The organism is Rhodococcus sp. NPDC056516, from assembly GCF_042794655.1.
Classification (GTDB): Bacteria; Actinomycetota; Actinomycetes; order Mycobacteriales; family Mycobacteriaceae; genus Rhodococcus_F.
This window is the reverse complement of record NZ_JBHTTG010000005.1, coordinates 203,900-218,308: the sequence shown is the minus strand read 5'-3', so window position 1 is coordinate 218,308 and position 14,409 is coordinate 203,900. Positions and strand designations below refer to the sequence as shown.

Below are 14,409 nucleotides of genomic sequence, written 5' to 3'. Positions count from 1 at the left end.
CCCTGCCGAACACCCTAACTGTTCGAGCGTCCGTATTGCCGCGCTCGTGACGGTGTTCGTGGACCGGGCGCCCCAGTGGCTAAAGTTGCTACCCGTGACCAAGCCCGCAGTGACCCGCATTTTCGGCCGACGGGCAACCCTGAAACGCTCGTTCGGCCTGCTCAGCGACTTCCGCCACGAGCAGACCGCACCCGACATCTTCTACGGTGCGCTCGCACGCGACTCCGTCGAATTGATCTCGGACCTGCACGAAGGTCACACCGGGCGCTCCCTCGACGGTCTCACCGTCCTCGACGTGGGCGGCGGGCCGGGCTATTTCGCGGAGGTCTTTCAGGCCGCCGGCGCCCGCTACATTCCCGTCGAACCCGATCCCTCGGAGATGCACGCGGCAGGTCTGACGGTAGGAGGGGCGGTGCGTGGATCCGGTTTGGCTCTGCCGTTCCAGGACTCGTCCGTGGACATCTGCTTCTCCTCCAATGTCGCCGAACATGTCAGTGAGCCGTGGCTGATGGCCGAGGAAATGCTGCGCGTGACCAAGCCCGGCGGCTTGATGGTTCTCTCGTACACCCTGTGGTGGGGTCCGTTCGGCGGCCACGAAACCGGGCCGTGGCACGCGCTGGGCGGCGAGTACGCGGCCAAGCGGTACCTCCGCAAAACCGGACGCGAACCGAAGAACAGATTCGGGGTGTCGTTGTTCAAAGTCGGCGCCACCGACGGCCTACGCTGGGCCCGTGGAACCAGCCAGGGAACATTGCTCGCCGCGATCCCGCGCTACCACCCGTCGTGGGCGTGGTGGATGGTCCGAGTCCCCGGCCTGCGGGAGTTCCTGGTGAGCAACCTCGTCGTGGTTCTCGAAAAGCGATAGCGGCATGCGCCTCGCACTCGACATCGGTGGCACCAAGATGGCTGCCGGCGTCGTGTCCGAGGATAGCCGTGTTCCTGTGTTCGACAGCGTGCCGACGCCGCAGTCCGACCCGTGGGGAGCGTGCGCGGCGCTGCTCGAGCGAGTCGCCGACGGCCGAGGCGTCGACGGTGTGGGCATCGCCTGCGCCGGGCCGGTGGACACCGTCTCCGGCGTCGTCGCTCCCATCAACATCACCGAGTGGGCACAGGGATTCGAGCTGGTAGCGGGCGTCCGTAACCTCTTTCCCGACGCCGGAACCGCCCTCGCCATGGACGGGGCGGCAGCGGCACTGGCGGAGTTCTACCACGGCGCCGGACGCGGAAACCCGAACCTCCTGAGCCTGGTCGTCTCTACGGGAATCGGCGGCGGAATTGTTCTCGGCGGAGAGATCGCGCAAGGTCGAACCGGCAACGCGGGCCACATAGGTCACCTCGTCGTTCCAGGCTCTTCCGAACCGTGCAGTTGTGGGGGCGTCGGCTGCCTCGAGACGGTGGCCAGTGGACCGTCCGCGGTGCGATGGGCTCGTAGCCAGGGCTGGTCGGGGAACACCGGCCGTGAACTAGCCGAGGGTGCACGCAGCGGCGACGCGATCGCCGTGGACGCGCTTCACCGCGCAGGCACGGCGCTCGGTGGTGCCATCGCCTCTGCGGCTGCCCTCCTGGACGTGGACCTCGCGGTGATCGGCGGCGGTTTCGCACAGTCGGGTGCACCGCTGTGGGAACCGATGCTCGACGCGGCTGCCCGACATGCCCGTTTGTCGTTCATCGCCGGGCTCCGGATCGTTCCCGCCGAGCTGGGCGGCGCCGGAACTCTGACCGGTGCGGGCTTGCTCGCGCTCACCGCCGTTATCTGACACGCGTTCTTCCCCGATAAATCCGCAGGGAGTCCCACTAAACGGGTGCCACCTGTTCCCAATTTCTGTAACGTGTTTTAGTGTTCTGACTCACACCGTTACGGGCATTGCACGTGACGCCTACGGGAAGGAGGTGACCGTGAGCCCAGACGCTTCCTCATCTGACGTTGCCTCGACTGCTTCTTCGACCGATGAAACCGAGCATCACGCCCAGGTCGCCCGACCGAGCGATTCCCTCCGCGACACCGAAGATCTCCGTGAGCGCCTGGAACGGTGGATGGCCGGCAAGGTGCCGAGCGAATCCACTGTGACCGTCGCCGACGTCACCTTGCCCGCAGCCAACGGCATGTCCAGCGAAACCATCCTCTTCGACGCCACCTGGGACGGCGAACATCATCCCTTGGTCGCTCGGGTGGCACCGACGGAATCGACCATGCCGGTCTTTCCTGCCTACGACCTCGAATCCCAGTTCCGAACCATGGCTCAGGTGCGCGAGCACTCGGCAGTGCCCGTGCCCGCGGTGTACTGGTCCGAATCCGACCCGGACGCGTTGGGTGCGCCGTTCTTCGTGATGGAACGCATCTCCGGCGACGTGCCACCGGACGTCATGCCGTACAACTTCGGATCGTGGGTCACCGAAGCGTCTCCCGAGCAGCGAAAGACCCTGCAGCGCAGCTCGGTCGACGTCCTGGCTCAGTTGCATGCCATCGACAAACCTGGTGAGCGTTTCGACTTCCTCCGACTCCCGAATTCGGGAACGACTGCACGAGAAGCATTCACGGCACACATCGCCGAGCAGCGCGCGTACTACGAGTGGGTGGTCTCCGACGGGATCAGATCACCGCTCATCGAACGTGCCCTCGACTGGATCGAGGAGAACAATCCCGCGGACGATTCGCCGGCCGTGCTCTGTTGGGGCGACTCGCGTATCGGCAACGTCATGTACCAGGACTTCGTGCCGGTAGCCGTACTCGACTGGGAAATGGCAACTCTCGGCCCGCGGGAGATGGATCTGGGCTGGATGGCATTCCTGCACAGGTTCTTCGAGGACATCGCCGGTCTGGCGAACCTACCCGGCCTTCCCGACTTCCTTCGACTGCCGGATCTCGCGCAGACCTACGCCGAGATCACCGGCCACGCCCCACACGATCTGGAGTTCTACGTTACCTATGCCGCACTGCGTCAGGCGGTCATCATGTGGCGAATCCAGGCCCGCGCCATAGCTTTCGGCCAGTCGCAGCGACCCGAAGACCCCGACGACATGATCATGCACCGCGCTTCGCTCGCCGCGATGCTCGACGGTACCTACTGGGAGAGGTTGGCCTGACATGCTCTCACCGATGGACGACTATCCCGTTCACCAGATCGCCGAACCGATCCGTCACGTAGCCACCTCGGATCGAAACTTCTACGACCGCTACTACTTCAACTGCTACCCCACCGAATCCCCCGACGTGTTCCTCATCGTCGGACTCGGCCAGTACCCCAACCTCGGCGTCATGGACGCCTTCGCGGTACTGCGCCGCGGTGACGACCACATCGTTGCCCGTATGTCGAAGGCTCTGGGCGCCGACCGTACCGACACCACCGTCGGACCTTTGCGCATCGAAGTGCTGGAAGGACTGCAGAAGCTCCGCGTCGTCCTCGAACCGGGCAGCGAATACGATCTCTCCTTCGACATCACCTTCGACGCCACCATCCCGGCGGCGCTCGAGCCCAAGCACTTTCGCCGTCAACTCGAACGTGTCACGTTCGACACCTCGCGCTTCCTGCAAACCGGAACCTGGACCGGATCGCTCACCGTCGACGGGGAGGAGTTCGCGATCGACCCGAAGACGTGGCGGGGAAACCGCGACCGCTCGTGGGGTGTGCGTCCGGTCGGTGAAGCCGAACCGCAAGGCAGACGCGCTGTCGACGGAATCCAGAACTTCTTCTGGATCTACGCGGTCATGCAGTTCGACGAGTTCACCATCTCGGTGATCATGCAGGAAGACGAGCAGGGCAGGCGCATAGTCGAAGAGGCCATGCGAGTGTGGCCGGACGAAACCAGGGACAACGAATGGCTCGGCCGGCCCGAACACGAACTGACGTTCTGCCCCGACACCCGCGACGTCACCGGGGCGAGAGTCACCTTTCACCGGCCGGGCGGTGAAGTCCTGACCGTCACCTGCGAACTGTTGCTGGCCAACTACATCGGAATCGGCACCGGCTACGGACTCGAACAGGACTGGCGTCACGGAATGTGGCAAGGCGAACTCGTCGTACAGGGACTGCGCCACAAGGTCCACGAGATCGAACCGTTCCAACGCATGTTCTCCCCCGTCGACAATCTTGCGTCCTTCACGCTCACGGAAGGCGCGAACACCCACACCGGCACCGGCCTTTTCGAGGTAGCCGCCATCGGACCGCACGAGAAATACGGATTCACCAGTTTCACCGACACCGCACAGGCAGACGACGCGTATGCCCTCGCGGCGACCGACAACACCGAGGAATGAATTGATGACTGACTACGACAAGCTCTACATCGGTGGAGCATGGGTGGCCCCGGCCACCGACCAGGTACTCGAAGTGTTCTCTCCCGCAACGGAGGAGCGCGTCGGCAGCTGTCCCATCGCAGCACCGGCAGACATCGACGCGGCCGTGTCCGCAGCCCGCGCGGCGTTCGAGGGACCGTGGTCACGCACCACCCCCGCCGAGCGCGGAGCAATCCTCGCCAAGGCCGCCAAGCTGATCGAAGAGCGCAGCGCGGAGATCAACCAGCTCATCTCCAACGAGATGGGCCAGCCGCCCGCCATGGTCGGCATGATGCAGCAGACCCCGTCGATGGCGACGCTGGGCTACTACGCCGAACTGGCCGACAAGTTCGCGTGGGAAGAGAAGCGCACCGGCGCATTCGGGCAGACCAAGGTGACCCGTGAGCCCGTCGGCGTCGTCGCCGCCGTGCTGGCCTGGAACGTCCCGCTGTTCCTGGTGATCAACAAGCTGGCACCCGCCCTGCTCGCCGGCTGCACTGTTCTGCTCAAGCCCGCACCCGAATCCCCACTGTCCGTCCACGTGATTGCCGAGATCTTCACCGAGGCAGGCGTTCCCGAAGGCGTCATCTCCGTGCTCCCCGGCGGAGCCGAGACCGGCGAATACCTGGTCTCTCATGCGGGCATCGACAAGATCACCTTCACCGGATCCAGTGCCGTCGGCCGCAAGATCGGTGCCATCGCCGCGCAGAACCTCAAGCGCTGCTCCCTCGAACTGGGTGGCAAGTCCGCCGCGATCATCCTCGAGGACGCCGACATCGCCGCCGGAATGCCGATGCTCGTCATGTCCGGCCTGATGAACACCGGCCAGGCCTGCGTCGCTCAAACCCGAATCCTCGCTCCCCGTTCGCGTTACGACGAGGTCATCGAGGGTATGAAGACAGCCGCAGGCTTCATGACCGTCGGCGATCCGTCCGATCCTGCAGCACAACTCGGCCCGCTGATCTCCGAGAAGCAGCGTGAGCGCGTCGAGGGATACATCGCCAAGGGCAAGGAAGAAGGCGCACGCGTCGTACTCGGCGGTGGACGTCCCGCCGGTCTGGACAAGGGCTGGTACGTCGAGCCGACGATCTTCGCCGACGTCGACAACTCGATGACCATCGCACGCGAGGAGATCTTCGGACCCGTTCTCTCGGTGATTCCGTACGACTCCGAGGACGAGGCCATCAAGATCGCCAACGATTCGGATTACGGCCTCGCCGGATCAGTCTGGACCACCGACATCGATCACGGACTCGAAGTTGCCGCGCAGATCCGCACGGGTACCTACGCGATCAACTGGTACGCCTTCGACCCCGGATCACCGTTCGGTGGTTACAAGAACTCCGGTATCGGGCGCGAGAACGGACCTGAGGGCCTCGAAGCCTTCTGCGAGACCAAGTCCGTACTCATGCCGCCCGGCTACGTGGGCTGACCCACCCGGGAGTTGGCACCCTTTGCTGACAGTTGGCACCCGTTCCGACCTGCCGGAACGGGTGCCAACCCCGTGAAAAGGGTGCCAACTCCCAGCGAATCCACAGATCCACCCGGTACCGTCGAAAACGAATCAGTCATCTCACAAAGGACATTCATATGCTCACCAACGCCATCAACGCTTTCCTCGCACTCTGGGGCAGCGCCTCCGTCGGCAGCAGTGGATACCAGATCCCGCCGGGAACCCTGCCCTTCGGTTCCTGAGACAGGACAACAGAACCCGCTGAGCGCACTTCGCGCCCAGCGGGTTCTCTGCTTTCACCGACCCTGCATCTACCGGTCCAGAACGTGATCCACCAATAGATCCTCGAGACCGGACACCAACGCGTCGGCGTCTCCGGCGTCCACGTGACCGAACCAGGTACCACCGGGGTTCGCGATCACCAACGGCCCCAGGTTGCACGGGCTCAGGCAACCGGTCCCCGTCACCTTTGCCGAAGTGCCTTTGGCCGCCGCGCTCATCGCCCGGTGGAGAGGTCCTGCTCCGTACGCCATACAGCGGGGCCCCTTGCACACCAACAGATGCCTCTCGTGCGGCTCGATCACCGACCACGCCGGACTGCGGTACGACGCCGGACTCGCTGTAATCGGCTTTCCCAACGAGTCGAGTTCGTCGATCACCTGCCCGGCCACCGCACCTTCGAGCGATTCCGATTCGTGGAGCGTCACTTCCAGTTCGGCGTCGATTCGGGTTTCGCGCCAGTTCGCAACCGCCTTGCTTGTCCAGGTGAGCAGGTACCGATCCCTCGGCACCGCAACTGGAATCAACACGACCTTGCCCACGTCATCGGTACGGGCTCGATCGAGTTCCTCGTGAAGGCTCGGCGAAGCGACATCGAGGTACGCAACGCGAACGTCGACGTCGGTGCCCGCTTGAACAGCGTCGAGCATCCGGCGTGCAGCCGCCTCGTCGAGGCCACTGACCGTCGGCCGCACTACAACGATCACCCGACGCGAGCACCGGTTGTTGCTCATGCCGACGGCGCAGTTGTCCAGTCGATGCTGCTCGACGGAGCCAGCCCGAACTCTTCGATCTTCGCGCGCAACTGTTCCGCGCCGTAGATGTTGGGAAATCCGCTGGTGAACATGGCGAGCGGGAGCACGACGAAGCGGTTCTGCTTGACGGCGTCGAGGTCACGTAGGCCTTCTCGGCTCTTGATCGCGTCGATCTTGCCCTGTACTTCGTCGGCACTCTTCTTGTAGTCCATGATCACGATGACGTCGGGTTCGGACTTCGCGACGGTCTCCCAGCTCGCCTTGAACCAGGTGTTGTCGACGTCGGCGAACACATTGGTTCCCCCGGCCGCATCGATGATTCCGTTGGGGGCTCCATTACCTCCGCTGGTGTACAGATCTTCTTCACCGCTGTCGTAGATCAGCACCTTCGGCTTGTCGCCCGCATCCGGTGCCGACTCCAGACGCGCCAAACGCGAATCCAATTCGGTCTGCGCCTGGGCGGCGGTGTCCTCGGTTCCGAACAGCTTTCCGTAATTCGTCACGTCTGCACGGAGGGCATCCCACGGCCCCATCGTTCCGAGCGCGGAATCCGCTGCGGCGCTCTGCCGACAGCTGTCGGAGATCACATATGAGTCGATATTGTTGCCCTGCAGCGATTCCGGCGTCACACCGGAGGCACCCTTGAACAAGCCGCTGTACGAGCCGACCACCAGGTCCGCCTGCTTACCCAGAATCGTCTCCATCGTGATCGTTCCGTCCAGGTGTGGGACGTCGGCGATTCCAGGACCGAACATCGAATCCATGACCGCGTCGTTGTTGGTGTTCAACACGACCGCAGCGAGACGATCCAGCCCGCCGACTCGGAGAATGGTGCCGATATTGGCCGCATTGCTTGTGGCAACAACTTTTTCGATCGGAAGTTGGAAAGTGCTTTCCGTTCCGCAGTTCTCCAGCGTGACCGAAGTCTTGTCTGCTGCTTCGTCGAGGGGTGCGGTCGCTGTGCAGCCGGAAACGGCCAACAACGCTGTCGCGGCTGCGACCGCACCGAACGACGCGCGGGTCTTGACGTGTATCAAAGTGCACTCTCCGAAAATGTGAGTTGTGGTTGAGAACTTCGTGATTCGAATACGAGGTGTGAACGGCCTGTCGCAGGGTTCACGAGCTCGAAAGTCTCGACGCCGAAAACAGTTGCGACCACCGAGGTGGTGAGTACGTCGGAGGGATGACCGAAGGCCTTGGCAACTCCGTCCGCGAGCACGAGTACCCGATCGCACACTGCCGCAGCCAAATCGAGGTCGTGCAGGGCCATGATCACCGTCCGGTCCAACGACCGGACCAGATCGAGTAGTTCGAGTTGATGCCGGATGTCGAGATGATTGGTCGGCTCGTCGAGGATGAGTACGCCGGCGTCCTGTGCGAGTCCCCGGGCAAGAAATACCCGCCGACGCTCGCCGCCGGAAAGCGTGTCCATCGAAGAGAATCGGTGCTCGATCATTCCGACCTCGCCCAGAGCACGATCGACGACGGCATTCTCGTGCTTTCCGCCGACGCTCCAGGGCTTTGCGTGTGGGGTGCGCCCCAAAGTCACGTATTCGTGAACCAACAGGTCAGCGGGACTCTGCTCTTCCTGCGCCACAAAAGAAATGGCTTTGGCCCGCGAACGCGCCGACATCGCGTGCACGGACTCGCCGCCGACGCGAACGTCACCGCCGGCGATCGGTCCGAGACCGGCGAGAGCACGCAAGAAGGTCGACTTGCCCGAGCCGTTCGGACCGACCACACCCACCACTGCGCCGGCGTCAGCGACGATGTCGACGCCCTTGACGATGGTTCGACGGTCGATGCGAACAACTACTCCGGACGCAGTCAGCGGCAGTGCACGGGCGCTCACGAACTACCACCGAAACGGTAGCGCCGACGGCCGAGAAGCAGGAGAAACAGCGGGGCCCCGATCACCCCGGTCACCACGCTCAGCGGGATCTCTGTCGGCCGCAACGACGTCCGCGCCACGACGTCGACCCACACCAGGAACGACGCCCCGATCAGCGCTGCCGCCGGCAACACCACTCGATGTCTGGCTCCGACGATCATGCGTGTCACGTGCGGAATGACCAAACCTACGAAGGCGATCGCACCGGACACCGCAACCATCGTGCCGACCAACGCTGCCAGCACTCCGAACAACACGTTTCGCAGGGTTCGGATGGGAATACCGAGCGAAGCCGCGACGTCCGGTCCGGCCGCCAGCGCGTCCAGCCAACCGTGCAGGGCGAACACCGCTGCCGTCAGCAGGAACACTACGATGACCGGCGCCCACAACTTGTCCCAGGATGCCCCGGCCAAACTTCCCAGGAGCCAGAACAATACGGACTGCGCAGCCTGGGAGTCGTTGGTGCGCAGGACCAAAAAGCTCGCGATCGCCGACAGCGCGGATGCGGTAACAGTTCCCGTGAGAACCAATCGCAGTGGAGTGATGCCGCCTTGCAGCGTCGCGATGGTGAAGACCAGAATCGCAGCTCCCAGAGCTCCGATCATCGCGCCGAAACTGAGCGCCCACACTCCCGCGCCGGCGAACAGTCCGGTGGTGATGACGGCGGTGGCACCGACACTCGCGCCGGACGACACTCCCAGCAGGTGGGGATCGGCGAGAGCGTTACGGACGAGGGTTTGCACCACCGCACCGGCAACGGCAAGACCAGCGCCGACAGCCAGACCGAGCAGCACCCGAGGTGCCCTGATCCCCCACACGATCGCAAGTTCGGAACGCGTGACGGGTGGGCCCCCGAAGCGCGAGTGCACCACGTCCACCACAGTGGACACGGGGAGCATTTCGGATCCGAATGCCAACGCGCACACAGCAGAGAGCACGGTGACGACCAGCAGAGCGGGCAGCACGATACCCGGACTGAGTCGTCCTCGCGGTGCACCAGCCTTCGGCGAAGGCAGGTGGGTAGGTGGAGACAGAGCTCCGCCAACAGCATTCATGGTGTGACCGATCCATCCTCGTGGCATGACACAACGTCAACGAGGGTGGTATCTGGCTACGGTCGACGCGTGGACGACCTCACAGTGGCGGGACCGCGCCGGAATTGCACCGACTTCCCATTACCTCGATGATGACGTCAGAACCATAACGGACTGCGGTCACCATTCCCCACACCGGATCAGGATTCCGACGCGATCATCGATCTCGCCTGCCGCACGACGGCTTCCGTGCGCACCCGAAGTTCTTCCGGTGAATCCGATTCCAGCACAACCCGATGCACCTGACTGTCCACGGCAGCCACGGTCAGCCGCGAAGTCAACAACGCGTCCTGCGCACTGAATCCACGACTTTGCAACACGTCCGAAAAACGCAGTACCAGTTGCCGATTCATTCCTTCGACCTGCTCGATGAGCTCACGCGTACGAGGAACCTGGTCGTAGAGCAGGTGAAAGAACTCTCGCGGTTTACTGTTCACCGCGACCGCGGACTCCACCAACATCCTCACGGCTTCATCGAGGGAGAGTTCGCGCTCGACGATGTCGGAGAGGCACACCGCAAAACTTTCCCGCGCGGCACTCACATGACGGTTCGCCAACTCCGAGAGGATCTCGTACTTGTCGCCGAAATACTGGTAGAGCGAACCCACCGACACGCCTGCCTCGTCGGCGATCCGGTTGGTGGTCGCCGCCATGCCCTCCGAAGCGAAAACGCGAGTAGCCGCCTCCAGGATCGCGTCGTACGTGGCCCTGGAGCGCTGCTGGGAAGGCCTTTTCCGCCGAGTCGACACGGTCCTCCGATGCGAGTTGTCAGCCGCAACGCCGGTACCGAGAATTGTGTAGGTGACCAGCGCCGATTATTCGAAGTTTATGCCCGACCGGTACGCCGACCACATGCCGGCGCCGACCCCGACGTGGTGGGAGTGGAACGGCAATACCGTCCACGTCGCACGGGCGGTGGTGCCGCACGCGCCGGTTCGTGTTCTCGGCATCCACGGCGCCGGCGGCTACTCGGGCGCTTTGTGGCCGTTTGCCGGGATCGGCGTGAAACTCGGAACCGAAGTCCTCTTCCCTGATCTTCCGCTGTACGGCGACACCGTTACAGCCGATCCCGCCGGCGTCCGGTACGAGCAGTGGGTCGATCTCCTCTGCGATCTCGTCCGGGCCGAGAAGGCAACCGACGATCGGCCGCTGGTGTTGTTGGGAGCCAGCATCGGCGGTCTGCTGGCCTACGAGGTAGCCGCGCGGACCGGTCTGGCCGACGCCGTTGTCGCTACCTGCCTGCTCGATCCCTCGAATCCGTCGGCCAGAGCTGCCGCGGCGCGGTTCGCCCCGATGGGTGTCTACGGCGCTCCCCTGATGCGCCGCACCGATCGGCTGGTGGGCCGCATCCGCGTACCCATCCGTTGGGTCGCCGACGTCGCGAACATGAGCAGCAATCGGGAACTCTCGACGCTGTGTGCGACGGACCCGCGCGGCGGCGGCGTTCGGGTGCCACTCGGATTTCTCAGCAGCTACTTCTCGTTCGAGCACACCGCGCCCGAATCATTTCGCACGACACCCGTCCTGCTCACCCACCCGGCCGACGACCGATGGACACCGCCCGAACTGAGCCTGAAGTTCCTTCGCCGTATCAACGCACCCACCGAATCCGTGATGTTGGAAGGGTGCGGGCACTTTCCCGTCGAAGAGCCGGGCCTGACGCAGTTCCACGACGCCGTCGCCACACTGTCGCAGTCCGTCGCCGAGCGTCACCGCACGAAACCGTCGTCACCCGCCTAGCCTGAGAATCGTGAGCACCGAAACGGAAGCATCGGCCGACGAGAGCACCACGACGGTCGTACTGGCGTTTGCGGCGAACGCACTGATCGCCGGGGCCAAGACCGCGGCCGCCATCGTCACCGGATCTGCCTCGATGGTCGCCGAGGCCACCCATTCCTGGGCCGATACCGGCAACGAAGTGCTGCTGCTGATCGCGAACCGCCGCTCGAAACGGGTTCCCGACCGAGACCAGCCACTCGGCTACGGCCGGGAGGCCTACATCTGGTCGATGTTCGCCGCTCTCGGACTGTTTGCACTCGGCGCGGGTGTCTCGATCACTCATGGCATCCAGGAACTGTTCCATTCCGAACCGGCGTCCGACTTCGGTGTCGCCTACGCCGTCCTCGGCGTCTCGTTCATCCTCGAAGGCATCTCGTTCCGGCAGGCGTACAAACAACTCCGAAACGAAGCGTCCGCCGTGAACCGCGACGTCATGACCCAGGCACTCAACACATCCGACCCGACGACTCGGGCCGTGTTCGCCGAAGATGCTGCGGCACTTATCGGTTTGGTCATCGCGTTCGTCGGTGTTCTGTTGCACCAGGTCACCGGTTCACCCATCCCCGACGCCCTCGGCTCCATCTTCGTCGGCATTCTCCTCGGGGTCATCGCAATCATCCTGATAGATCGGAACCGCCGCTTCCTGGTCGGCGAAGAGGCCTCGCCGACGCTGCGGGCAGCAGCCGTCGAAGCTCTCACCCAACTGCCCGAGATCAACCGAATCACGTTCCTGCGTATGGAATACCTCGGGCCGCGACAGGTCTACCTGGTGGCCAGCGTCGACCTGGTCGGTGACTACGCGGAATCCCGTGTGGCCCACACGTTGCGCGAACTCGAGCGCTCACTCGAGCAGAGCCCACGTGTCGTGCGGGCGATCCTGACCCTCTCGACCCCCGAAGAACCGTCGATCACAGTCTGAACTTCCGGCCGGGCGATAGGCTCGGGCGATGCGCACACTGATCGTGATTCTGGCGGTTCTGGGATTTGTCGTCGGGGGAATTCCCCTGGTGGGCAGTCTGATCGACGTGATGACCAGCCCTGACGAGACCATCGTCTATCAGGGTTCCTACGTACCGTTCCGGGACGTGCAGATGGCTCGGGACTACGAGTCGACAATAGCCACCGCCTACGAACCCTTAGACGGACCGCGCTGGCTCGTCCTGGCCTGCTATCCCTTGATCGGAGCAGCATTGGGCGCTGCGACGGCCGTCGTACTGGGACGTCGCGGGTGGCACCTGACGCGAGCCTGAACAGACGCCGATGGCCACCCGCCGTCTACACGAGGGTGGCCATCGAAGAAGGAGTGCTTCAGATGTACATCGCAGGATCGATGTAACTGTTCGGGTCCACCAGTTTTTCCTTGGTGGTCCGTGGCCGCGCCACCGCCGGGATACCCGTCGCGATGGATTCGGCCGGAACATCTCTGGTGACAACGGCGTTGGCGCCGATAGCGCTACCTTCGCCGATGACGACGGGCCCGAGGATCTTGGCACCCGCACCGACCGTGACCCGGTCTCCCAGCGTCGGGTGGCGCTTGACCTGCTCGAGTGAGCGGCCACCGAGAGTGACGCCGTGATAGAGCATCACGTCGTTACCGACCTCGGCCGTCTCCCCGATCACGACGCCCATGCCGTGGTCGATGAAGAACCGTCGACCGATGGTGGCACCGGGATGGATCTCGATGCCGGTGACGAAGCGTGTCAGCTGCGAGAGCACTCGCGCCGGGCCGCGTAGTGCGGGGACGGCCCACATGCGATGCGCAACCCGATGTGCCCAAATGGCATGCAGCCCTGAATAAACGAGCGCGTTCTCCACATTGCTGCGCGCGGCAGGATCCTGACCGCGCGCAGCCTGCAGGTCCTCGCGAATTGTCCCGAGGATACTCACAAGTCTCAGTCCCGGATGTGTTCGAACAGCGGGGTGGAGATGTAACGCTCGCCGAAGTCGCACACGACAGCCACGATCAGCTTGCCGGCGTTTTCCGGACGCTTCGCCAACTCGAGTGCGGCCCAGACGATGGCGCCGGACGAGATGCCACCCAGGATGCCTTCCTGGGTGCCGAGTGCGCGAGCGACCTCGATGGAATCGGGGAACGAGACGTCGATGATCTCGTCGTAGATCTCACGATCGAGGACGTCGGGCACGAAGTTCGCGCCGATTCCCTGGATCTTGTGGGGGCCGGGCTGGCCACCGTTGAGGATCGGCGAGTCGATGGGCTCGACACCGACGATCTTGACCTCGGGCTTGTACTTGCGGAGGGTGCGTCCGACGCCGGTGATGGTGCCACCGGTGCCGATACCGGACACGAAGATGTCGACGGCGCCGTCGGTGTCGGCCCAGACCTCTTCGCCCGTCGTGGCCTCGTGGATGGCCGGGTTGGCCGGGTTCGCGAACTGGCTGGCCGAGACGGCGTTCTCGGTCTGCTCGACGATTTCCTTGGCCTTGGCAACTGCACCGGCCATGCCCTCGGAGCCCGGGGTCAGCACGATCTCGGCGCCGTATGCACGAAGCATCACTCGACGCTCGGTGGACATGGTCTCAGGCATGGTCAGGATGACCTTGTAGCCGCGAGCAGCCCCGACCATGGCAAGGGCGATACCGGTGTTACCGCTGGTGCCCTCGACGATGGTGCCGCCGGGCTTGAGTGCTCCGGACTTCTCGGCGGCATCGATGATTGCCACGCCGATCCGGTCCTTGACGCTGTTGGCCGGGTTGTAGAACTCGAGCTTGACGGCAACCTGTGCGTCCAGGCCCTCGGTCAGACGGTTGAGTCGCACGATCGGGGTGCGCCCGACCAATTCGGTCACGTTGTTGTAGATCCCGCTCATATCTGGTCCTCCTGAGGATCGAGTGTGTCGACCCGCTCGATTCGCTGATCACTGCTT

Annotated in this window: 15 protein-coding genes and 1 riboswitch; of the genes, 8 read left to right on the top strand and 7 right to left on the bottom strand. The window is 63.9% G+C overall.

The features are described 5' to 3' along the window. The first annotated feature begins 94 nt into the window (after positions 1 to 94). The 5 genes from ACFQ6Y_RS16825 to ACFQ6Y_RS16805 all read left to right on the top strand — a co-directional run bounded on the left by ACFQ6Y_RS16825 (position 95) and on the right by ACFQ6Y_RS16805 (position 5,705). A complete protein-coding gene (locus ACFQ6Y_RS16825; RefSeq protein ID WP_378634822.1) occupies positions 95 to 865 on the top strand; it encodes a class I SAM-dependent methyltransferase in 771 nt (256 codons plus the stop codon). Between the two features lie 4 nt (positions 866 to 869). Next, positions 870 to 1,757 carry an ROK family protein gene (locus ACFQ6Y_RS16820; RefSeq protein WP_378634817.1) on the top strand — a complete coding sequence of 296 codons (888 nt, stop codon included), beginning with the start codon at positions 870 to 872 and terminating at the stop codon, positions 1,755 to 1,757. Between the two features lie 139 nt (positions 1,758 to 1,896). After that, positions 1,897 to 3,084 carry a phosphotransferase family protein gene (locus ACFQ6Y_RS16815; RefSeq protein ID WP_378634812.1) on the top strand — a complete coding sequence of 396 codons (1,188 nt, stop codon included), beginning with the start codon at positions 1,897 to 1,899 and terminating at the stop codon, positions 3,082 to 3,084. Between the two features lies 1 nt (position 3,085). Further along, the gene (locus ACFQ6Y_RS16810) at positions 3,086 to 4,255 is read left to right on the top strand and encodes a hypothetical protein (RefSeq protein WP_378634807.1); all 1,170 of its coding nucleotides are present in this window, start codon (positions 3,086 to 3,088) and stop codon (positions 4,253 to 4,255) included. 4 nt (positions 4,256 to 4,259) lie between these two features. Next, positions 4,260 to 5,705, top strand: coding sequence for an aldehyde dehydrogenase (locus ACFQ6Y_RS16805; RefSeq protein ID WP_378634802.1), 1,446 nt, complete (start codon positions 4,260 to 4,262; stop codon positions 5,703 to 5,705). A gap of 332 nt (positions 5,706 to 6,037) precedes the next feature. Here the strand turns inward: ACFQ6Y_RS16805 and ACFQ6Y_RS16800 are convergent, their stop codons facing one another. From ACFQ6Y_RS16800 to ACFQ6Y_RS16780, 5 genes are all read right to left on the bottom strand, one after another. Beyond that, positions 6,038 to 6,739 (bottom strand): CbiX/SirB N-terminal domain-containing protein, encoded by a 702-nt coding sequence (locus ACFQ6Y_RS16800; RefSeq protein WP_378634798.1) that lies wholly within the window; start codon positions 6,737 to 6,739, stop codon positions 6,038 to 6,040. Then, positions 6,736 to 7,797 carry an ABC transporter substrate-binding protein gene (locus tag ACFQ6Y_RS16795; RefSeq protein WP_378634794.1) on the bottom strand — a complete coding sequence of 354 codons (1,062 nt, stop codon included), beginning with the start codon at positions 7,795 to 7,797 and terminating at the stop codon, positions 6,736 to 6,738. Before ACFQ6Y_RS16795 ends, ACFQ6Y_RS16800 begins: the two co-directional genes overlap by 4 nt. Further along, positions 7,794 to 8,612 carry an ABC transporter ATP-binding protein gene (locus ACFQ6Y_RS16790; RefSeq protein ID WP_378634790.1) on the bottom strand — a complete coding sequence of 273 codons (819 nt, stop codon included), beginning with the start codon at positions 8,610 to 8,612 and terminating at the stop codon, positions 7,794 to 7,796. The genes ACFQ6Y_RS16795 and ACFQ6Y_RS16790 overlap by 4 nt, the downstream gene beginning before the upstream one ends. Continuing rightward, on the bottom strand, positions 8,609 to 9,616 hold the full coding sequence (locus ACFQ6Y_RS16785; protein ID WP_378376178.1) for a FecCD family ABC transporter permease: 1,008 nt from the start codon (positions 9,614 to 9,616) through the stop codon (positions 8,609 to 8,611). The genes ACFQ6Y_RS16790 and ACFQ6Y_RS16785 overlap by 4 nt, the downstream gene beginning before the upstream one ends. Positions 9,617 to 9,731: 115 nt before the next feature. After that, positions 9,732 to 9,869: riboswitch (cobalamin riboswitch) on the bottom strand. Between the two features lie 16 nt (positions 9,870 to 9,885). After that, positions 9,886 to 10,494, bottom strand: a complete 609-nt coding sequence (locus ACFQ6Y_RS16780) for a TetR/AcrR family transcriptional regulator (RefSeq protein ID WP_378634786.1) — start codon at positions 10,492 to 10,494, stop codon at positions 9,886 to 9,888. Between the two features lie 52 nt (positions 10,495 to 10,546). On the opposite strand from ACFQ6Y_RS16780, the gene ACFQ6Y_RS16775 reads away from it, so the two are divergent. The 3 genes from ACFQ6Y_RS16775 to ACFQ6Y_RS16765 are packed head-to-tail and all read left to right on the top strand — an operon-like array spanning position 10,547 to position 12,774. Then, positions 10,547 to 11,485 carry an alpha/beta hydrolase gene (locus ACFQ6Y_RS16775; RefSeq protein ID WP_378634781.1) on the top strand — a complete coding sequence of 313 codons (939 nt, stop codon included), beginning with the start codon at positions 10,547 to 10,549 and terminating at the stop codon, positions 11,483 to 11,485. A 10-nt stretch (positions 11,486 to 11,495) separates the two neighbouring features. After that, positions 11,496 to 12,443: a cation diffusion facilitator family transporter gene (locus ACFQ6Y_RS16770; RefSeq protein ID WP_042452614.1), complete on the top strand. Its 948-nt coding sequence runs from the start codon at positions 11,496 to 11,498 to the stop codon at positions 12,441 to 12,443. Positions 12,444 to 12,471: 28 nt separating this feature from the next. Further along, positions 12,472 to 12,774 (top strand): hypothetical protein, encoded by a 303-nt coding sequence (locus ACFQ6Y_RS16765; protein ID WP_063314961.1) that lies wholly within the window; start codon positions 12,472 to 12,474, stop codon positions 12,772 to 12,774. 58 nt (positions 12,775 to 12,832) lie between these two features. On the opposite strand, the gene epsC is transcribed toward ACFQ6Y_RS16765, so the two are convergent. Together epsC and cysK are read right to left on the bottom strand one after the other, a co-directional pair. Next, positions 12,833 to 13,411: a serine O-acetyltransferase EpsC gene (gene epsC, locus ACFQ6Y_RS16760; protein ID WP_003945907.1), complete on the bottom strand. Its 579-nt coding sequence runs from the start codon at positions 13,409 to 13,411 to the stop codon at positions 12,833 to 12,835. A gap of 5 nt (positions 13,412 to 13,416) precedes the next feature. Further along, complete coding sequence (cysK, locus tag ACFQ6Y_RS16755) at positions 13,417 to 14,352, bottom strand: cysteine synthase A (protein WP_019747115.1); 936 nt, start codon at positions 14,350 to 14,352, stop codon at positions 13,417 to 13,419. Positions 14,353 to 14,409: the final 57 nt, after the last annotated feature.